At 63.0% G+C, this 20,073-nt stretch carries 13 protein-coding genes; 6 read left to right on the top strand and 7 right to left on the bottom strand.

What is annotated here, in order from left to right; genetic code table 11:
* Positions 1–90 precede the first annotated feature (90 nt).
* Together Q6A48_RS23655 and Q6A48_RS23650 are read right to left on the bottom strand one after the other, a co-directional pair.
* Positions 91–2,616 (bottom strand): PepSY domain-containing protein, encoded by a 2,526-nt coding sequence (locus tag Q6A48_RS23655; protein WP_304556831.1) that lies wholly within the window; start codon positions 2,614–2,616, stop codon positions 91–93.
* Positions 2,617–2,924: 308 nt separating this feature from the next.
* Positions 2,925–5,243, bottom strand: coding sequence for a TonB-dependent receptor (locus Q6A48_RS23650; protein ID WP_304556820.1), 2,319 nt, complete (start codon positions 5,241–5,243; stop codon positions 2,925–2,927).
* 211 nt (positions 5,244–5,454) lie between these two features.
* Here Q6A48_RS23650 and Q6A48_RS23645 point away from each other — a divergent pair, with 211 nt between their 5' ends.
* The 4 genes from Q6A48_RS23645 (at position 5,455) to Q6A48_RS23630 (ending at position 10,412) form a co-directional block, all read left to right on the top strand.
* Positions 5,455–6,135, top strand: a complete 681-nt coding sequence (locus tag Q6A48_RS23645; RefSeq protein ID WP_304556819.1) for a Fe2+-dependent dioxygenase — start codon at positions 5,455–5,457, stop codon at positions 6,133–6,135.
* A 57-nt stretch (positions 6,136–6,192) separates the two neighbouring features.
* On the top strand, positions 6,193–6,918 hold the full coding sequence (locus Q6A48_RS23640; RefSeq protein ID WP_304556830.1) for a tetratricopeptide repeat protein: 726 nt from the start codon (positions 6,193–6,195) through the stop codon (positions 6,916–6,918).
* Positions 6,919–7,211: 293 nt separating this feature from the next.
* On the top strand, positions 7,212–9,482 hold the full coding sequence (locus tag Q6A48_RS23635; protein WP_304556818.1) for an alpha-xenorhabdolysin family binary toxin subunit A: 2,271 nt from the start codon (positions 7,212–7,214) through the stop codon (positions 9,480–9,482).
* Between the two features lie 21 nt (positions 9,483–9,503).
* Positions 9,504–10,412: a hypothetical protein gene (locus Q6A48_RS23630; RefSeq protein ID WP_304556817.1), complete on the top strand. Its 909-nt coding sequence runs from the start codon at positions 9,504–9,506 to the stop codon at positions 10,410–10,412.
* 57 nt (positions 10,413–10,469) lie between these two features.
* Here Q6A48_RS23630 and Q6A48_RS23625 read toward each other — a convergent pair whose 3' ends face one another.
* The 5 genes from Q6A48_RS23625 to Q6A48_RS23605 form a co-directional block, all read right to left on the bottom strand.
* Positions 10,470–11,633 (bottom strand): type III PLP-dependent enzyme, encoded by a 1,164-nt coding sequence (locus Q6A48_RS23625; protein ID WP_042732281.1) that lies wholly within the window; start codon positions 11,631–11,633, stop codon positions 10,470–10,472.
* A gap of 1,663 nt (positions 11,634–13,296) precedes the next feature.
* The gene (locus Q6A48_RS23620) at positions 13,297–14,454 is read right to left on the bottom strand and encodes an osmoprotectant ABC transporter ATP-binding protein OsmV (protein ID WP_304556816.1); all 1,158 of its coding nucleotides are present in this window, start codon (positions 14,452–14,454) and stop codon (positions 13,297–13,299) included.
* Positions 14,451–15,104, bottom strand: coding sequence for an ABC transporter permease (locus tag Q6A48_RS23615; RefSeq protein WP_304556815.1), 654 nt, complete (start codon positions 15,102–15,104; stop codon positions 14,451–14,453). Before Q6A48_RS23615 ends, Q6A48_RS23620 begins: the two co-directional genes overlap by 4 nt.
* A gap of 12 nt (positions 15,105–15,116) precedes the next feature.
* On the bottom strand, positions 15,117–16,010 hold the full coding sequence (locus tag Q6A48_RS23610; RefSeq protein ID WP_304556814.1) for a glycine betaine ABC transporter substrate-binding protein: 894 nt from the start codon (positions 16,008–16,010) through the stop codon (positions 15,117–15,119).
* Between the two features lie 24 nt (positions 16,011–16,034).
* Positions 16,035–16,724 (bottom strand): ABC transporter permease, encoded by a 690-nt coding sequence (locus Q6A48_RS23605; protein ID WP_304556829.1) that lies wholly within the window; start codon positions 16,722–16,724, stop codon positions 16,035–16,037.
* Positions 16,725–17,271: 547 nt separating this feature from the next.
* Here Q6A48_RS23605 and Q6A48_RS23600 point away from each other — a divergent pair.
* Both Q6A48_RS23600 and Q6A48_RS23595 read left to right on the top strand, forming a co-directional pair.
* Positions 17,272–17,601: an XRE family transcriptional regulator gene (locus tag Q6A48_RS23600; protein ID WP_304556813.1), complete on the top strand. Its 330-nt coding sequence runs from the start codon at positions 17,272–17,274 to the stop codon at positions 17,599–17,601.
* A gap of 129 nt (positions 17,602–17,730) precedes the next feature.
* Positions 17,731–19,320, top strand: a complete 1,590-nt coding sequence (locus tag Q6A48_RS23595; protein ID WP_304556812.1) for a peptide chain release factor 3 — start codon at positions 17,731–17,733, stop codon at positions 19,318–19,320.
* Positions 19,321–20,073: the final 753 nt, after the last annotated feature.

Below are 20,073 nucleotides of genomic sequence, written 5' to 3'. Positions count from 1 at the left end.
GACGGTATATCTGTCAATAAGCGGCTGACTGACAGTCCGCTATCGCGAGCAAGCTTTGCTCCCACAAGGGGTCGTTACGATGGGTGTCTGTCAGTAGACATCCCGCCGATACCGTCCCTGCTCGATCAACCGTTCCACTTCCTCGCGGCCCAGCACCAGGTTGAGCACGTGATCCACCCCAGAGGCCATGCCCTTCAGGCTGCCGCACACGTAGATCACCGCGCCGTCGGCCAGCCACTGCTTGAGCAGTGCCGCCGATTCCAGCAAGCGGTCCTGGACGTAGATTTTCTGCTCCTGGTCCCGGGAGAACGCCAGGTCGAGGCGTTCCAGGTCGCCGGAGGTCACCCATTCCTGCAACTCATCGCGGCAGTGGAAATCGTGTTCGCGCTGGCGCTCGCCAAACAGTAGCCAATTGCGCTGCATGCCTTCGGCGACGCGGGCCTTGAGCAGGCTGCGCAGGCCGGCCAGGCCAGTGCCGTTGCCGAGCAGGATCATCGGCACGCCTTGGGGCGGCAGGTGGAAACTGCTGTTGCGGCGTACCCGCAGGTTGATGGCGCTGCCCAGCGGCGCATGTTCAGTGAGCCAGCCGGAACCGATGCCCAGGCTGCCGTCGGCGTGTCGTTCCTGGCGCACGATCAGTTCCAGTACGCCGTCGGCCGGGATCGAGGCGATGGAGTATTCGCGCAGCGCCAGCGGGGCCAGGGCATCCACCAGCGCCTGGGCGTGCAGGCCCACCAGATGGGCGCGGTTTTCCGGCAACTGGCGGCTGCTCAGGGCCTGTTCGAGGGTCTGGGCCAGGCCATCGACCTGGACGCGGGCGTGGCCGGCGATGCCGAGGCCTTCGAGGAAATGCTCGATGGCCCACGGGGCATTGCGTGGCAGCACTTGCACCAGGTCACCGGCCAGCCAACTGCTCGGGCCGGGCGCCGTGAGGCCCAGCAGGTACACGCCGCTACCGCTGCTGTCGGGGTTGAGCAGGGTGCGCTGGCTCAGCGTCCACGGTTCGAAGGCGGGGGCCTGCCAGGCGTCGGCTGGCGCCTGGCCGGTCAAGTCGGCCAACTGTTGCTGCCAGTGGCGCAGGGCGTACGGGTCGCCGCTGTCGACTTCCACCGGCGCGAACAGGGTCTTGCCGCCATGGGTGGACAGCCAGGCGTGCAGGCGCCGGGCGAACCCGCAGAAGTGTTCGTACTGGCGATCGCCAAGGCCCAGCACCGCGTATTTCAGGTGTTCGAGGCCCAGGGCGCGGCCCAGCACCTTGCGCTCGAAACCGCGGGCGCTGTCCGGCCCTTCGCCATCGCCGAAGGTGCTGACGACGAACAGCGCATGGGTGGCGCTGCACAGGTCTCGCTCACTGACCCCGGCCAGGGCCTGGACCTTCACCGGCAACCCGGCGGCCTGGAGCTGGCCGGCGGTCTGCCAGGCCAACTGCTCGGCGAAACCGCTCTGGCTGGCGAAGCCGATCAACCAGGCCGGCCCGTCACCCGGCAGGGCGGCCAGGGCCTGGCGAGCCTGCTTGACCTGGCGTTTCTTGCGGCGTCGGTCCAGGTAGAGCAGCCAGCCGGTGATGAAGAACAGCGGCATGGCCAGGGCGGCGACCGTCACCAGGATCCGCCCGACCAGGCCGAAATAGCTGCCCACGTGCAATGCATAGACGCTGGTGAGTAACTGCGCCTTGAAGCTCTTGTCGCTGTAGCGGCTGTGCCGGCTGATGGCGCCGATGGCCGGGTCGAGCATGAGCTGGTTCAGGGCCCGGTCATGGGGCGAGTCCTTCAGCAGGTAGAACACCGTGGCGGGTTGCCCGGCCACTGGCGGCATGCGCACGTTGTAGGCGGACAGGTCCGGGCCGGCCGCGCTGTAGATGCTGCTCCACATGGCGCGGTAGTCGGCCACCGGCGGCGGGCCGCTTGGCGCCGGTCCGCGGTTGCGCACGCGTTCTTCCTGGGGGGCATCGGAGAGCAGGCGGGTCACGCCCTTGTTGTACCACTCGTAGGACCAAGTCAATCCGGTCAGGGCCGCCAGCAGATAGAACAGCAGGCACCAGGTGCCGGCCACCGAATGCAGGTCCCAATTGAAGCTGCGGCCTTTCTTGGCCCAGTCGAGGGTCAGCCAGGCGCGCCAGCTGTTCCACTGGCGCGGCCAGCGCAGGTACAAGCCCGACAGGCAGAAGAACACCAGGATCAGCGTACAGGCCCCGGTGATCTGCCGGCCGACTTCATCGAGGGTCAGCACCCGGTGCAACTTGAGCATCAGGCCGAAGAAATCCTGGCCCACCACGTCACCCATGAACTGGGCGGTGTAGGGATTGAAATAGCGCATGGCCCCGCGCTTTTCCCCGGGCGGCGCGGTGAAGATCACCCGGGCGGCGTTGCCGCTGTCGGTCTCGACCCAGAGCATGGCGACGGTCTGGCCGGACGCGGCTTCGATCTGCTCCACCAGTTCGGCGGGTGGCAGGACCCCGGCCGGTTGCTTCTCGACCGTCAGCACCTGGGGGTTCAAGGCCCGCAGGATCTCGTCCTGGAACGACACCGTCGCCCCGGTGATGCCCATCAACGCCAGGACCAGCCCGGCACTGATGCCGAAAAACCAGTGCAACTGGAACAGGGTTTTCTTCAACACGTCGCCGCCTCGTTCATTCATTACTGTTCATCACGGCGCGCATTATGCCGTGTGTTATCGAGAACCATTCATAAACACACGCAAAAGCCCCACTCATGCGGATGAGCGGGGCGTTTGCCGCTGTCGCCAGGTACTGGACGACTCCTCGAGCAGATAACTTGTGGCGAGGGGATTTATCCCCGCTGGGCTGCACAGCAGCCCCAAAAGCGATGAACTCGACCAATCTGACATCGCGAGTCAGGCTTGGGGCTGCTTCGCATCCCAGCGGGGATAAATCCCCTCGCCACAAATCTGCGCCTTTGCTCCGGTCAGAAATGGAAATTGGTGCTCAGCAACGCGGTACGCCCGGCCGCCTGGTTGGCGAAGTGGGTCGAGAACGCTTTGTCGTAGTAGGTTTCGTCGGTCAGGTTCTGCACGTTGAGTTGCAGGTCCAGGTGCTTGTTGACCTTGTAGTTGGCCATGGCGTCGTAGCGCACATAGGAGTCGACCATGGTGGTGTTCGCCACGCTGCCGAACACGTCGTCGACATAGAACGCGCCGCCGCCGATGGTCAGCTTCTGGGTGAGGGCGTAGGTGGTCCAGACGCTGGCGCTGTTCTTCGGCGTGTTCGGCAGTTCGTTGCCGTCGGTGGTGCTCATCGGGCCGCCGTCGACTTGTTCGCTGTCCAGGTAGCTGTAGCCTGCGAACACCTGCCACTTGTCGGTGATCTTGCCGCTGGCCGACAGTTCGATGCCGTCGACGCGGGTCTTGCCGGCGTTCTCGTAGGTGGTGGTGTCGACCTGGACCCGGGCGTTGTCTTTCTCCGTGCGGAAAATCGCCGCGGTCAGAGACAGGCGCGCGTCGAGCAGGTCCCACTTGGTGCCGATCTCGTAGTTCTTGGTGGTTTCCGGCTCCATGTCGCTGGCGAGCAGGTTGCCGTTGCGGTCCGGCGTGCCGCCCAGCGGGTTGCCTTCGGTGCCTTCGCCGACCATGTTGCCCGGTGGCGTGGCCGAGGTGGCGTAGGACGCGTAGATACTGCCGTTGTCCGCCGGTTTCCAGACCAGGCCGAACTGGCCGGTGATGAACTCGCTGGTGTCGTCGCCCTTGGACGTGGTGGTGCCGGCGGCGTTGTAGGTCTTGTACTTCGTGTCGAAATGGTCGTAGCGCAGGCCCATGTTCACCAACCATTGCGGCGACAGTTCCAGGGTGTCGAACACATAGAGCGCGCGGGTGACGCTGGTGGTGTCGGTGCCGGCGTAGTTGCGGGCGACCGTGCCGTTCCACGGGTCGTTCGGGTTCGGGTTGGCAAGCGAGGTGCAGTTGTAGCCGCTCGACGAGCCGATCATCGACGGCGTGCAATTGGTGTTCGCGGCCGGGGTGCCCGGCACGGTGTCGGTGTTGACGGTGTAGGAGGATTTCTCGCCTTTCTCGCGGCTCAGTTCGATGCCCGTGGAGAAGCTGTTCTTGAAGCCGGCGACGTAGAAATCACCGAACAGGTCGGTCTGGTTGGTGGTGGTGTCGACGTTGCTGACGCGGCTGTTGGCCCGGCGCCAGACCGTACCGTTGTTGACGTTGCCCTTGCTGTCGTCCGGCTGGGTCAGGATGTAGTCCTGCATGCTCGAACCGTGGCGCAGGGTGTTCTTGAGCGTCAGCGCATCGCTCAGGTCGTGCTCGATGGCGAAGGTGGCGGTGTCGGTGCGGGTCTTGCGGAAATCCCGGTCGGTGAGGCCATAGAAGTTGCTGCTGTCGCCGCCGTCGTAGGGCTTGTCCGGGTTGGCCTTGGTGCGGTCGGCCGTGCGGCCCGAGGCCGGCACGGTGTAGGGAATGCCCGAGTCCGGCAGGTCGTTGCTTTCCAGGTGGTAGTAATCGAGGTTGACCCGGGTGTCGGTGCCCAGGCCGAACGCCAGCGACGGTGCGATGCCCCAGCGGTCGTAGTCGACCTTGTCGCGGCCGGCGACATTGCTTTCGTGGCTCATCAGGTTGAGACGGCCGGCGGCGGTGTCGCTGAACTGGTAGTTGCCGTCCAGGGTGTAGCGCTGGGTCTGGTCCGAGCCCCAGGTGAAGCCGCCGTCGAGGGTGTCGCCCAGGTGCGCTTTCTTGCTCACCAGGTTGATGGTCCCGCCCGCGGCGCCGCGACCGCCGACGGCGGAGTTCGGGCCCTTGCTGACTTCAATGGATTCCACGGCGAAGATCTCGCGGCTCTGTGAGCCGGTGTCGCGCACGCCGTCGAGGTAAGTGTCGCCCTGGGCATCGAAACCGCGGATGAACGGACGGTCGCCCTGGGGGTTGCCCCCTTCACCGGCGCCGAAGGTGATGCCGGGCACGGTGCGCAGGGCGTCCTGCATGTTCAATGCGCCCGTGTCCTTGAGCACCTGTTGCGGGATGACGGTGACCGAGCGCGGCGTGTCGACCAGCGGCGCGGTGTACTTCGGGGAAGAGGCTTTTTCCACCTGGTAGGACGTCGCGTCCTGGCTTTCGCCGGTGATGCTGGTGGCATCCAGGGCGATGGCATTGCGCGGTGCTTTCTCATCGGTGTCCTGCGCGGCCTGGACCAGTTGCGTCGCGGAGGTTGCGCTGAGGGCCACGCCGATGGCCGAGGCCAGCAAGCGAGGTGAGTTGACCGGTGATGGTGAAGGTTGACGCGACATGAAATTTTCCTTTCCCCAAGGATTCGAGGCCGCGAAATATAATGTAAACGGTTTTTTGTATCAATTGCGAAATATTGCTATTTGGTATGAATTTACATTCTTCACCTTTTTCCTTTCCGGTTTCTGCGGCGTGAACCGTCTGCGGGGGTTGTGCACAGTCAATAAGAATCACTACCATTGGCGCCCCGTTTTATCCACAGGTCCGAATGCCATGTTGCTGCACATCCCCGGCGTGTTTTCTCCCGAAGAAGTGCAGCGTATCCGCGAGGCGCTGGAGCAGGCCGAATGGGCGGATGGCAAGGTCACGGCGGGGTTCCAGTCGGCCAAGGCCAAGCACAACCTGCAGTTGCCCGAAGGCCATCCGCTGGCCAAGGAAATCGGCGCCGCGATGCTGGACCGGCTATGGAAAACCCCGTTGTTCCTGTCCGCCGCGCTGCCGCACAAGGTGTTCCCGCCGCTGGTGAACTGCTACATGGCGGGTGGCCATTTCGATTTTCATATCGACAACGCGGTGCGCCAGCCCAAGGGCAGCGCCGAGCGGGTCCGCACCGACCTGTCGGCCACGCTGTTCTTCAGCGATCCGCAGGACTACGACGGCGGCGAGCTGGAAATCCAGGACACCTACGGTATCCAGCGGGTCAAGCTGCCGGCCGGGGACATGGTGCTGTACCCGGGCACCAGCCTGCACAAGGTCAACCCGGTCACCCGGGGCGCCCGCTACGCCTCGTTCTTCTGGACCCAGAGCCTGGTGCGCGAAGACAGCCAGCGGGCGCTGCTGTTCGAAATGGACGAGGCGATCCAGCAACTGGCCCGGGACCTGCCCGACCATCCTTCGTTGATCCGCCTGACCGGCACCTATCACAACCTGCTGCGCCGCTGGGTCGAGGTGTAGGTGGCGGACTTTCGTCTGCGTCGCGAGGAAGTGCTCGACGGCGATGCCCTCACGGCGATGCTTGAGGAAAGTCCCGCACGGGCCGCCCAGGCGATCCTGGTCGCCGCCCGCGAAGGCGTGCTTGAGGCCCAAGCCCTGCTCGGGCAGATCCTGCTCGACGGCCAGGGCATCAGCCGCGACCCGTGCCTGGCCCTGCGCTGGTTCTCCATTGCCGCCCGGGGTGGACACCTGATGGCGCGCAACATGCTCGGGCGCTGCCATGAACACGGCTGGGGCTGCAGCGCCGATGCGTCGATCGCCGCCGGGCATTATCGCCAGGCCGCCGAGGCAGGGCTGGACTGGGCGATGTACAACTACGCCAACCTGCTGGCGACCGGCCGTGGCGTGCCCGCGGACCAGGACCAGGCGCTGCGCCTGTACCGGCGCGCCGCCGAACAGGGACACGCCAAGTCCATGAACCTGCTGGGGCGTTACCTGGAAGAGGGGCGAGGCTGTGCGGCGGATCCGCTGGCCGCCGCCCAGTGGTATCGACGCTCAGCCGAGGGCGGTGACTTCCGCGGGCAGTTCAGCCATGGCTGCGTGCTGCTGGCCGACCACCGGGTCGACGAAGGGCTGGCCTGGCTGCGCCGCGCCATGGAGGGCGGCAATCTCAATTTCCTGCGGGTGGCGGTGCACACCTTGTCCCGGGCGCAGATGCCGCTGTTGCAACCCCTCGTGGAAGCCTATCAGGCACGTATCGCCGTGTTGGAACAACGCGCCCAGGCTCTGCACGAAAAGCCTTGATACTCGGTGATGCTGCGTTAAAAACAGCCTCGCCTGACCTTCGTCTCAAGACTTTTCATACAGATCCTGGTGGGATCATCAGGCCCTTTCTTATTTATTCATTATCCCGCTGCGCTATGGCAGTCACAGGGCGGCGGACTTGTAGTATCCGCTAATGTATGCATTGTTTTCGTGCTTTGACTTCATTCATCTCGTTCGACTAGTGTCCGAGCGGCTGTATATGAACGTGTACTTCAGCTATCGGCGGCACTTAGTTACGTGTGGCCGACCCAACGATAATTAAAGGATTAATTATGAATGCCCATGCGGTCTGGAACGAGGCATTGGTCGATGCTTCGCCTGAAGATATAACCCTGTTTGCGCAATTGGCGCCGAAGACGCTGGCCAATGCCTCGGCCCCGACGGAAGAAGGCGAGTCCCGTGGCAAGGGGCTGTTGCTGACCAAGAAACAGATCATCGACCTGAGAAAGTATGAGTCGGCCGCCCTGGCGCTGCCGTACACCGTGGCGAATGTCAGGGACTACCTGAACTTCGGCGACACCTCCGGCGGTGGCGCGGGCCTGCGGGTCGAGGATTTCGTGGCGACCTTTCGCGCCACCCGCAGCCATGCGCGCCGTTGGTCACCCCTGCGGGAGTCGATCATGCTGACCGGCAGCCAACTGAAGTTGTTCGCCGCCAGCATGGCCATCTATGAAAAGTCCATGGAGGAAGTCTATGACGATGTCCGGGCGTCCAGGGAACTGGACAAGCATGATATCCGGACCCTGGCGCAGCTAAAACAACTTGAGTTGGAACTTGGAGGCAAGTTTCCCGGTATCGAGTTGGCACCGGATACTGTGGAAGATGTGGGTTATTACCTGAATCAGATCTACCGGAAAGTTGAGGATAATCTCACGGTCGTTAAAAACATCAAGTTGGCCCTGGATCACTTTGGTTATGACTTGCGTCAGCACATCCTGCCGGAAATCAAACTTCGCCTCAGCTTGATCGGCAGTACCCTGTTGCCCAGCGAAGTCGAAATACTCAAGCGACAGGTCGAGGATCGGGCCCTGCGCATCGAAGAGAAAAATACCGAATACGCCAATGCCGTGGAGAGGTCCCTCGGTGCCGCCACCGGCATGAACCTGATCGGCCTGGCGCTGGCCATCTACCTGGGGGTGGAGGCGGAAAACATCCGCGCCGAAAGAAATCGGCTGTACCAGGAGCAGGAGGCGGCCATCGAAGAACTCAGGGGCAAGCACCAGACCCTCGGTTCGCTGAGCCGGGTCAAGCATGACCTGCAGGGGCTGGAACTGGTGGCGATCGACGCGGACATCGCCACGCAGAACCTGATGCACGTCTGGAATGTCATGCATCTCTACGTCAAGGCCTCCCGGGAGGCGGTGGCCCAGATCGATGATGCCCTCAGCCTGCGGCGCTTCATGATGGCGTTCCGTGAAGTGGCCGCGCCCTGGAAACAGATCGAGCATGACGCGGATGCCTTGATCGCGGTGTTCAAGGAAGCCGACGAGGAGTACGAACGGGTCTATGGCATCCGGATGCGCGCCGCGATGGCCATGCTGCCCAGCCCTGACTACCCGGCGGTCGACCTCGCGATCATGGCCGACAGCAGCAGGCTGATGAGGGACGGCGCGGTCCAATCCCGCGCACTGTTCATTCGTTGGAACTACCTGCCGCAACTGCATCATCGGTTCGATGACCTGGTGCTCGGCGTGGACACCAGCAGCGCCGTGCTGAACGACGTGACGCTGAGCACCCGGATGGCGCTCGAAGGCCGGGTGCGTCGCTTGCAGGAGCTGGGCAAGGAGCGGGCGAACGCCATGAACGAACAGGACGTGCAGGAGATCGAGGCGGACCGTGATCGGGAACGGGTGCAAATGAGCCTTTGCGTGACGCAATCGACCCGTCGCCTCGGCGATCAGTTGTCGAGCATCCGCGATGTGTTCGATCGGCGCCTGAGCCTGGGTTTCGTCGAGGACATGGAACGCGATCAACGCAGCGTCGAGGCCAGCCTCAAGCGCCTGGAGGCAGAGCGGGCCGAGCGCCAGAAGGAGCGCGGCCTGGCCAGCGAAGCCATCGGCCTGCTCAAGAGCGGTGGGGTCGAAGGGATTGGCAACGACCTGGTGCTGACCCTGGAGCAGGTGATGAAGCTGGGCATCGCGCCACCGGAAGTGCAGTTGGTCATGCAGGCGATCGAGCAGCTCAAGAAGACCTTGGTGCAGGTCGGCGAAGGGGTTCGTTTCCTCGACCTGGTACGCTCGCGGGACCAGTTGGCCGGGAAGGTCCAGGCCCTGGACGCCGATATCGACAAACACCACGGCCAGCTCAACGCCCTCAAGGGCAAGGTCCAGTTCATCCACGTCATCCACGCCATCGACGATGAACGGCGCCGCTACGTGGGCGAGTACCAGCGCGTGGTTGCCGCCTACCGGTCGTTCGCCCGGCTGATCGAAGCCAACGCGTACCTGGAGCAGGAAGCGCGCAGCGTCGACCTGATCGACCAGGCGCAGCGGTTCATGGCGTTCCTGGCGCCGTTGTCCTTGCCCCTGGCCATGCATGGCTGACGCACACGGCGGTGATGGATCATGGTCGATTTTTTGTTGGACGAGAAACACTTCTCGGCCCTGGGCGAATACATCGGTTTCTTGAGCGACCTGCCGGATAGCCTGGCGGAGATCGAGCGCTTTTCCAGTGTGTTTCGCCGTTCCGGGCATGTGTTGCTGGCGCCTCCCGACGTGCAGGCGCTGACCCGGGCGGCGACGGACAATGAAAGCCGTTGGAAAGCGATTGCCTGCGTTGTTCCCTCGTTGGGCTTCACGGTCCATCAGGTGGTCGAGCAAACGGCCCGCTTCGTGGCGCAGTTCGAACAGGTGGCCGAGCAGGCCATGGGCGCCGTCGATCGCCCCTTGCTGGGCTGCCTCGACCCGTCGCGCTTCACCCCGGTCAATGTCGGTGCCCACGGGAGCAATCGCACCGCCAGCGTCATGCAACTGATCGACAACCTCGGTCAGCGGCTGGGCGAATGCGCGACCGCGGTCGAGCGCCTCAAGGCCTTGATCGTGAGCGTTTCGCAGACGATCCACAGCCTGTTCGTGCGCTTCATCGATTCGCTGACGCTGCGGCTCTGTACCTGCCACGGGCCGGACCCGAAGATCGAGATCTACTACGCCTTGGGGTGGGGCAACCTGCCCGGCATGCGCTACGACCCGGGCGTCCCGCATACCCAGGCGCAGCGCAGGGCACTGGCCCAGGCGCACTTGAAGGCGTTGAACGGGCTGTATGTCCGATCGACGTCGGCGGCGAACAATATTGCCGACCTGTGCCATCGCCTGGGCTATTTCCTGATGCAGGTAAAGCTCGAACTGCACACCAACGGCCGGCAGCAGAGCCTGCGGCGGGCGCGGGCCTCGTTTGCCCAACTGGCCTATCCGTTGGCGCAATTGCGGGAAATGGCCCTTGCCTTGCGAACGATGCCGCTGCGGTGGGCACCCTGAAACGAAAAAAGCCCGTGACATCGGTCACGGGCTTTTTTTGCGCCAGCAGGCAGCGATTTACACGTAGAACGATTTCAGCGGCGGGAAGCCATTGAATTCCACGGCGCTGTAGCTGGTGGTGTAGGCACCGGTGGACAGCCAGTACAGGCGGTCGCCGATGGCCAGGTTCAGGGGCAGGCCGTACTTGTAGTTTTCGTACATGATGTCGGCGCTGTCGCAGGTCGGGCCGGCGATGACCACTTCTTCCATCTCGCCTTTCTTCTCGGTCCAGATCGGGAACTTGATGGCTTCGTCCATGGTTTCGATGAGGCCGGAGAACTTGCCCACGTCGGTGTACACCCAACGCTCGACGGCGGTGCGGGATTTACGGGCCACCAGCACCACTTCGCTGACCAGGATGCCGGCGTTGGCGATCAACGAACGGCCCGGCTCCAGGATGATTTCCGGCAGGTCGTCGCCGAAGTCTTCCTTGAGGAAACGGATGATTTCTTCCGCGTAGGTTTCCAGGCTGTTGGTGCGGGTGATGTAGTTGGCCGGGAAGCCACCGCCCATGTTGATCAGCTTCAGGACGATGCCGTCTTCTTCCTTCAGGCGCTCGAAGATGACCTTGACCTTGGCGATCGCCGCGTCCCAGACGCTGATGTCGCGCTGTTGCGAGCCAACGTGGAACGAAATGCCATACGGCACCAGGCCCAGGTCACGGGCCAGGATCAGCAGGTCCATGGCCATGTCGGTCTGGCAGCCGAACTTGCGCGACAACGGCCAGTCGGCGGTGGTCGAGCCTTCGGTGAGGATCCGCACATAGACCTTCGAGCCCGGCGCGGCCTTGGCGATGTTGCGCAGGTCGGCTTCGGAGTCGGTGGCGTACAGGCGCACGCCCTTCTCGTAGAAGTAGCGGATGTCCTTGGATTTCTTGATGGTGTTGCCGTAGCTGATCTGGTCGGGCGTGACGCCACGGCTCAGGACCTTGTCCAGCTCATAGATCGAGGCGATGTCGAAGTTCGAGCCTTTTTCCTTGAGCAGGTCGATGATTTCCACCGCCGGGTTGGCCTTGACGGCGTAGTAGACCTTGGCGAATTCGAAACCGGCGCGCAGGTCGTCGTAGGCCTGGGCGATCATCGCGGTGTCGATCACCACGAACGGGGTTTCCTGCTTGTCGGCGAACGCTTTCATTTTCTGGAAAGTTTCGCGCGCGAAATAATCTTCGACCTGGATCGACATACTTGGGACTCCTACTGGCAAACATCAGGATCAATGGGTTTGAGGGCAAGCTGCCCCCGCGAACGTCCTCCGTATCCCCACTTTGGTTCGCCTACTTCCCAAGGCATGTCGCCGAAAGCAAAAAGGCCATGGGATGCGTGGTTCCCTTGGCCTTGCTGTCTCGTCGTCAGTACTTGAGCCGGATGGATCGTTTCCAGCATGGACGTTCGGCGCGAACTTTAGGGCGTGAGGGGCCTGAGATCAACTAAAAATGTCGCGTTTCTGCACACATCCGTCGTGCGGGGCGCGACAGCTCCTGATGTAACCGACCCGCGTGACAGATTGATGTTCCGTTGGATCGTTCGTCAGGCACCAAACCTGTGGCGAGGGGATTTATCCCCGTTGGGCTGCGTAGCAGCCCCAAAGGCGTCCGCCCCGGACGCTCTGACACTTGCGTGAACCGGGGTTGGGGCCGCTGCGCGCCCCAGCGGGGATAAATCCCCTCGCCACAGGGTTGTCTTCGCCACTAGGATTTCGTCAAGGGTCAGGCAGAAGCGATCTCTGCCGGCGAGACAATACTGGTCTTGCCGCCACGGGAGCGCACCAAACCTGTGGCGAGGGGATTTATCCCCGTTGGGCTGTGTAGCAGCCCCAAAGGCACCCGCCCCGAACGCTCTGACACTTGCGTGAACCGGGGTCGGGGCCGCTGCGCGCCCCAGCGGGGATAAATCCCCTCGCCACAGGGTTGCCCCTCGCCACTAGGAATTCGTCAGGGCTCAGGCAGAAGCGATCTCTGCCGGCGAGACAATGCTGGTCTTGCCACGGGAGCGCACCAAACCTGTGGCGAGGGGATTTATCCCCGTTGGGCTGCGTAGCAGCCCCAAAGGCGCCCGCCCCGAACGCTCTGACACTTGCGTGAACCGGGGTTGGGGCCGCTGCGCGCCCCAGCGGGGATAAATCCCCTCGCCACAGGGTTGCCCTCGCCACTAGGATTTCGTCAGGGCTCAGGCAGAAGCGATCTCTGCCGGCGAGACAATACTGGTCTTGCCGCCCCGGGAGCGCACCAAACCTGTGGCGAGGGGATTTATCCCCGTTGGGCTGTGTAGCAGCCCCAAAGACGTCCGCCCCCGAACGCTCTGACACTTGCGTGAACCGGGGTCGGGGCCGCTGCGCGCCCCAGCGGGGATAAATCCCCTCGCCACAGGGTTGCCCTCGCCACTAGGATTTCGTCAAGGGTCAGGCAGGAGCGATCTCCGCCGGCGAGACAATACTGGTCTTGCCGCCACGGGAGCACACCAAACCTGTGGCGAGGGGATTTATCCCCGTTGGGCTGCGTAGCAGCCCCAAAGGCGCCCGCCCCCGAACGCTCTGACACTTGCGTGAACCGGGGGGTTGGGGCCGCTGCGCGCCCCAGCGGGGATAAATCCCCTCGCCACCAGGAATTCGTCAGGGCTCAGGCAGAAGCGATCTCTGCCGGCGAGACAATACTGGTCTTGCCGCCACGGGAGCGGCCAAACCTGTGGCGAGGGGATTTATCCCCGTTGGGCTGCGTAGCAGCCCCAAAGGCGTCCGCCCCCGAACGCTCTGACACGTGCGTGAACCGGGGTCGGGGCCGCTGCGCGCCCCAGCGGGGATAAATCTCCTCGCCACAGGGTTGTCCTCGCCACCAGGATTTCGTCAGGGCTCAGGCAGAAGCGATCTCTGCCGGCGAGACAATGCTGGTCTTGCCGCCCCGGGAGCGTCCGGAACTGAGGTACTCGGCGATCGATTCCTGGGTCACCTCGCCGAGGAATACCCGCTCGGCATCCATCACCGGCAGCCACGAGCGGTTGAACTCGTACATGCGCGACAGCAGGATCCGCAAGTGTTCGTCGTAGGCCGCCGTGGCGTTGAACTCGCGCAGGTACTCTCCGCACGTGCCGGTCTGGCGGTGCAGGTCGCGACGGCGCACATAGCCCAGCGCCTTGTTCTCGGCACAGGTCACCACCACGTAGCGGCGGTCGTGCTCGTCCATCAGCTCCAGCGCCTCGGCCACCGGGGTTTCCGGGCTGACCGACGGGGCGTTATCGGCCGCATCCTCGGCCTTGACCAGCAGCAGTCGCTTGAGGGTGCTGTCCTGGCCGACGAAATTGCTCACGAAGTCATCGGCCGGGTGCGCCAGCAGCGTGTCCGGGTGATCGCACTGGATCAGCTTGCCGGCACGGAAGATCGCGATCTTGTCCCCCAGCTTGATGGCTTCGTCGATGTCATGGCTGACCATGATCACGGTCTTGTTCAGCGCCCGTTGCATCTCGAAGAATTCGTTCTGGATCATCTCGCGGTTGATCGGGTCCACCGCGCCGAAGGGTTCGTCCATCAATAGCAGCGGCGCATCGGCCGCCAGGGCGCGGATCACGCCGATCCGTTGCTGCTGGCCACCCGACAGTTCCCGTGGATAGCGATGCAGGTACTGCTTGGGTTCGAGCTTGATCATGCTCATCAACTCGCGGGCGCGGTCGTGGCATTTCTGTTTGTCCCAGCCGAGCAGCTTGGGCACCACCACGATGTTTTCCTCAATGGTCATGTTCGGGAACAAACCGATCTGCTGGATCACATAGCCGATATTGCGGCGCAGGGTCACCTCGTCGAGGCCGGTGGTGTCCTCGCCGTTGATCAGCACCTTGCCCGAAGTGGGCGGGATCAGGCGGTTGATCATCTTCAGCGTGGTGCTCTTGCCGCAACCCGACGGACCGAGGAACACGCATATCTCGCCTTCGTTGACGGTCAGGTTCACCGAGTCCACGGCATTCACATCCTTGCCGTTGCTCTTGAAGGTTTTGCTGAGGTTTTGAAGTTCGATCATTTCAGGAGCCCTTTAGGAGTCAGCGAGCGTTGTAGCCATTGCAGGAGCAGGTCGGCGAAGATGGCCAGGAGGCTGACCAGCACGGCGCCGACGATCAGCATCGACATGTCGCTGCGGCTGATGGAAGCGAGGATGAGCACGCCCAGGCCGCCGGCGCCGATGGTGGCGGCGATGGTCATGACGCCGATGTTCATGACCACGGCGGTGCGCACGCCCGCCAGGATCACCGGCACGGCGATGGGCAACTCGACCATGCGCAGGCGCTGGCCGAAGGTCATGCCGATGCCGCGGGCGGCTTCACGGATGCCCGGTTCGACGCCGGTCAGGGCCAGGTAGGTGTTGCGCATGATCGGCAGCAGGGAATAAAGGAACACGGCGGTGATCGCCGGCATCGGGCCCAGGCCTTGGCCGAACTTGGAATAGAACGGCAACAGCAGGCCGAACAGCGCAATCGACGGAATCGTCAGCAGCACCGTGGCGCTGGCCTGCAAGGGGCCGGCGAGCGCCGGGAAGCGGGTCATGAAAATGCCCAGGGGCACGCCGATGACAATCGCCAGGCTCACGGCGATGCCCACCAGCGTGACGTGCTGCCAGGTCAGGTGCATCACCTGCTGCCAATCGAGATGGGAAAAGGCGTTCAACAGTTCCATGGCTTTTCCTCCTCAGGGGATGGGGTGCTGGCGCAGGAAGTCCGCGGCAACGGTGGACGGGCTCTGGTGGTCGACGTCGACCTTGGCGTTGAGCTGGCGCATGGTTTCATCGTCGAACAGCGCGGCCAGGGGCTTGAGTTGCTCGGCCAGTTGCGGGTGCGCGTCGAGGAACGCCTGGCGTACCACCGGCGCGGCGGTGTAGTCGGGGAAGTAATGCTTGTCGTCTTCCAGCAACTTCAACTTGAACGCGTTCAGGCGGCCGTCGGTGGTGTACACCAGGCCGGCGAACACCTGGCCATTGCGCAGGGCGGTGTAGACCAGCCCGGCATCCATCTGGCGGATGTTCTTGCGGGTCAGGTTCATGCCGTACTGCTCGACCATCCCGGCCAGGCCATCGGAGCGATTGGCGAACTCGGTATCCAGGGCCACCAGGTGGTTCTCCTCCGATTCGGCCTGCAACACCGCGTTCAACTGGCTGATGTTGCTGATCTGCGGATATTGGCGAGCGATTTTCTCCGGCAGGGCCAGGGCGTAGGTGTTGCTGAACTTCGACGGCGCCAGCCAGGCCAGGCCTTTTTTCGCGTCGAGCTCCTTGACCCGGGCGTAGGACTGGGCGCTGTCGAGTTTTTCCGTGACATGGTTGTAGGCCACCAGCGACACACCGGTGTATTCCCAGAGCAAGTCCAGTTGCCCGGTTTCATGGGCGCTGCGGGCCAGGTTGCTGCCCAGGCCGCCGGTGATCTGCGCGTCGTAGCCTTTGCTGCGCAGGTATTGCGCGGTGATTTCCGCCAGCAGCGTCTGTTCGGTGAACACCCGCGCGCCGAGGCGGATCAACGGTTTTTCCGCCGCTTGGGCGAACCCGGCCAGCAGCAGGGCGCAGCCCAGTATCAAGCTCAACTTCTTCATGAGGATTCCTTTATTCCAGCGGCTTTATGACGGGCGCAGGCCGCGTTCCAGCCAGAGCCGGCTGGCCAGTGTCACCAGGCCGTCGAGCAGCAGCGCCAGCAAGGCGGTGCACGCCGCGCCAAGCATCAGTTGCGGCTGGTTGTTCAAGGCGATGCCGGGGAAGATCAGGCTGCCGAGGCTGTTGGCGCCGATCAGGAAGGCCAGCGGGGCGGTGCCGACGTTGATCGCCAGGGCCACCCGCACGCCGCCGACGATGATCGGCACGGCATTGGGCAACTCGACTTTCCACAGCACCTGGCGCGGCGTCATGCCGATGCCGACGGCCGCTTCCTTGAGCGAGCCCTGGACATTTTTCAGGCCTTCATAGGTGTTACGCACGATGGGCAGCAGCGAAGCGAGGAACAGAGCGAAGATCGCGGGCCCGCTGCCGATGCCGAGGATGCCCAGGGCGATGGCCAGCACGGCCAGGGGCGGAACGGTGTTACCGATGTTGAACACTTGCATGAAGCGTTCGGCACGCCCGACCATGCCGGGGCGGCTGAGGGCGATGCCGGCGGGGATGCCCACGATCAGGGCCGCCAGCATGGAAGCCAGCACCAGCATCAGGTGGGCTTGCAGGTAGAACAGCAAATCGTCGCGGTAACGCAGGATCGTATCGATGCCGATCCAGTGGACCAACAGGGCCAGGAGGGCGACGACGACCGCACCTCCCATCAGCCCTTTGCCATAGCGGATAGCCACAGGCGGACTCCTTTGTCTTTCAGTCGGCGCACGCGTTCCCGGGCGGCGAACCCTCGCGGGCGGCCGGGAAAACGTTCGCGAGAAACAGCTCTTGTCGATGCTGGCCAGCAGCACGTAACGGGAGCCATGAGCGCGGCCTCGCCAGGCTAACTTACTGATTTTCCAGGCCCTGACGAAAAGCCATCGCAGGGAGGTGGACGCCTGCGCGGGGCAAAAGGTTCCCATGCCGGGGAAGATCCGGCGGCCTTGGGTGTGCTCAATGGTTCGGTTCCTGCTGGCTTAAGGCTCGTGCCGGCCCAGTGCCCTTTCTAAAACCGCTAGAGTCGATTCGAAAGCAGGGAGCGGGATTATGCGTTTGACGGAATATTCACTTAAAGGTATTTTCAATCGTGAGTTGGTTTGTCGAATTTTGTAATGAGTTCGAGCAGGAGTTCGAAGCCATGGCCGAAGCGGGCGTTGTTCAAGCGCGCGGACGTCCGTTTTGACCGACACCTGGGTTTACTGAAGGAAGGAAAGGACAATGGCTAAGTCACTCGATCAAGTCATGAAGGGGCTTCCCGCGGCTCGTCGAGAAAAGGTCGAGCAGCGCGGCGAGCAGCTCATTGCCGAACAGATGACCTTGCAGGAGCTGCGCAAGGCGCTGAATCTCACCCAGGAGACCATGGCCGGCCTTCTCCACATCAAGCAGGGCAACGTCTCCAAGGTGGAGAAACGCACCGACATGCTGCTCTCCACGCTACGCGACTACGTTGAAGCCATGGGCGGAACGCTAGAGCTGGTTGCCCGGCTTCCCGGTCGCGCGCCCGTGAAGCTGGAAGGCCTGCGCGACCTGAACGCGGACTTCAAGTAGGAAAAGGCCATTCATGCGGATACATCTTCCGCCTGTTACAATGCGCGGTTATCTGTGTTGGCCTTTGCAATCGGCCAAAGGTACTTTTTAGCTGTGTGCCTCTCGGGTACACAATCGAGATTCTAAGCAATGTCCGATCGTAAAATTGTCAATGAAGTCAACAGCAGACGCACGTTTGCCATTATTTCCCACCCCGATGCCGGTAAGACCACCATCACCGAAAAACTCTTGCTGATGGGCAAGGCGATTGCGGTCGCCGGCACGGTGAAGTCGCGCAAGTCCGACCGCCATGCCACCTCCGACTGGATGGAGATGGAAAAGCAACGGGGTATTTCCATTACCACGTCGGTCATGCAGTTCCCGTATCGCGAGCACATGATCAACCTGCTCGACACCCCGGGCCACGAAGATTTCTCCGAAGACACCTACCGCACCCTGACCGCCGTGGACTCGGCGCTGATGGTCCTCGACGGCGGCAAGGGCGTCGAGCCGCGGACCATCGCGCTGATGGACGTCTGCCGCCTGCGGGACACGCCGATCGTCAGCTTCATCAACAAGCTCGACCGTGACATCCGCGACCCGATCGAACTGCTGGACGAGATCGAAGCCGTCCTCAAGATCAAGGCCGCGCCGATCACCTGGCCGATCGGCTGCTACCGTGACTTCAAGGGCGTGTACCACCTGGCGGGCGACTACATCATCGTCTACACCGCCGGCCACGGGCATGAGCGCACCGAAACCCGGATCATCGAGAAACTCGACTCCGACGAGGCCCGCGCCCACCTGGGTGACGAATACGAGCGCTTCATCGAGCAATTGGAACTGGTGCAGGGCGCCTGCCATGAGTTCGACCAGCAGGCGTTCATCGACGGCCAGATGACGCCGGTGTTCTTCGGCACCGCCCTGGGCAATTTCGGTGTGGACCATGTGCTCGATGCCGTGGTCGACTGGGCCCCGCGCCCGCTGCCACGGGTCGCCAACGAGCGCACCGTGGAGCCGGTGGAGGAGAAGTTCTCGGGTTTCGTGTTCAAGATCCAGGCGAACATGGACCCCAAGCACCGCGACCGCATCGCGTTCATGCGCATTTGCTCCGGCAAGTACGAAAAAGGCATGAAGATGCGCCATGTGCGCACCGGCAAGGACGTGCGCATCGGTGACGCCCTGACCTTCTTCTCCTCGGAACGCGAGCAACTGGAAGAGGCCTTCGCCGGCGACATCATCGGCCTGCACAACCACGGCACCATCCAGATCGGCGACACCTTCACCGAAGGCGAAGTCCTGGGGTTCACCGGCATCCCGCACTTCGCCCCGGAACTGTTCCGCCGCGTGCGCCTGAAAGACCCGCTCAAGTCCAAGCAGCTGCGCCAGGGTCTCCAGCAATTGGCGGAGGAGGGCGCCACCCAGGTGTTCTTCCCGGAGCGCAGCAACGACATCATCCTCGGCGCCGTCGGTGTGCTGCAGTTCGACGTGGTCGCCAGCCGGCTGAAGGAAGAATACAAGGTCGAGTGCTCCTACGAGCCGATCACCGTGTATTCCGCCCGTTGGATCGAATGCGCCGACAAGAAGAAGCTTGAGGAGTTTTCCAACAAGGCCGTGGAAAACCTCGCGCTGGACGGCGGCGGTCACCTGACCTACCTGGCCCCGACCCGCGTGAACCTGGCGCTGATGGAAGAGCGCTGGCCGGACGTGAAATTCCGCGCGACCCGTGAACATCACTAAGGGCCGACCCGAAACCCCGCTGCGAAAGCCGCGGGGTTTTTTGTGACCTACCCGATCCTGGGCATAAATAACTCACTGTGGGAGCGAGCTTGCTCGCGATAGCGGTAGGTCAGTTTGCCTGGATGTTGAATGTGCCGCCGTCATCGCGAGCAAGCTTTGCTCCCACACTGGATCTTCAGCGAGCAGAAAACCTGTGTTTGGCACAGGTCCCCTGTGGGAGCGAGCTTGCTCGCGATAGCGGTGGGTCAGCTTGCCTGGATGTTGAATGTGCCGCCGTCATCGCGAGCAAGCTTTGCTCCCACGCTGGATCTTCAGCGGGCAGAAAACCTGTGTTTGGCACAGCTCCCATGTGGGAGCGGGCTTGCTCGCGATAGCGGTGGGTCAGCTTGCCTGGATGTTGAATGTGGCGCCGCCATCGCGAGCAGGCTCGCTCCCACGCTGGATATTCAGCGAGCAGAAAATTTGTGTTCGACACAGCCCCCATGGTGGGAGCGAGCTTGCTCGCGATAGCGGTGGGTCAGCTTGCCAGAATGTTGAATGTGCCGCCGCCATCGCGAGCAGGCTCGCTTGTGTCTTAAGACAGGATAAAGTCAAAGGTGAGAGGGGTGGACAGCAAGCTGACGGGTCGCGGTGCCCTAAGCACGTGTGGGAGCCAAGCTGCTGTCCACTCTTCCCGCTTTGGCTCAAAGCTCGAACAGTTGACTGAGTTTCCGCCCTCGAACAACAAGCATGAGCCAGGCCAAAGCGCCTCTC

The sequence above is a fragment of the Pseudomonas citrullilanati genome (genome assembly GCF_030580855.1).
Taxonomy (GTDB): Bacteria; Pseudomonadota; Gammaproteobacteria; order Pseudomonadales; family Pseudomonadaceae; genus Aquipseudomonas; species Aquipseudomonas citrulli.
The sequence above is the reverse complement of the archived record's forward strand: the minus strand, read 5'-3'. Positions and strand labels throughout refer to the sequence as shown.

Coding starts and splice junctions, on each gene's coding strand:
- Q6A48_RS23650 (WP_304556820.1), bottom strand. CDS start 5,243: ATGTCGCGTCAACCTTCACCATCACCGGTCAACTCACCTCGCTTGCTG.
- Q6A48_RS23645 (WP_304556819.1), top strand. CDS start 5,455: ATGTTGCTGCACATCCCCGGCGTGTTTTCTCCCGAAGAAGTGCAGCGT.
- Q6A48_RS23640 (WP_304556830.1), top strand. CDS start 6,193: ATGCTTGAGGAAAGTCCCGCACGGGCCGCCCAGGCGATCCTGGTCGCC.
- Q6A48_RS23635 (WP_304556818.1), top strand. CDS start 7,212: ATGAATGCCCATGCGGTCTGGAACGAGGCATTGGTCGATGCTTCGCCT.
- Q6A48_RS23630 (WP_304556817.1), top strand. CDS start 9,504: ATGGTCGATTTTTTGTTGGACGAGAAACACTTCTCGGCCCTGGGCGAA.
- Q6A48_RS23625 (WP_042732281.1), bottom strand. CDS start 11,633: ATGTCGATCCAGGTCGAAGATTATTTCGCGCGCGAAACTTTCCAGAAA.
- Q6A48_RS23620 (WP_304556816.1), bottom strand. CDS start 14,454: ATGATCGAACTTCAAAACCTCAGCAAAACCTTCAAGAGCAACGGCAAG.
- Q6A48_RS23615 (WP_304556815.1), bottom strand. CDS start 15,104: ATGGAACTGTTGAACGCCTTTTCCCATCTCGATTGGCAGCAGGTGATG.
- Q6A48_RS23610 (WP_304556814.1), bottom strand. CDS start 16,010: ATGAAGAAGTTGAGCTTGATACTGGGCTGCGCCCTGCTGCTGGCCGGG.
- Q6A48_RS23605 (WP_304556829.1), bottom strand. CDS start 16,724: ATGGGAGGTGCGGTCGTCGTCGCCCTCCTGGCCCTGTTGGTCCACTGG.
- Q6A48_RS23600 (WP_304556813.1), top strand. CDS start 17,272: ATGGCTAAGTCACTCGATCAAGTCATGAAGGGGCTTCCCGCGGCTCGT.
- Q6A48_RS23595 (WP_304556812.1), top strand. CDS start 17,731: ATGTCCGATCGTAAAATTGTCAATGAAGTCAACAGCAGACGCACGTTT.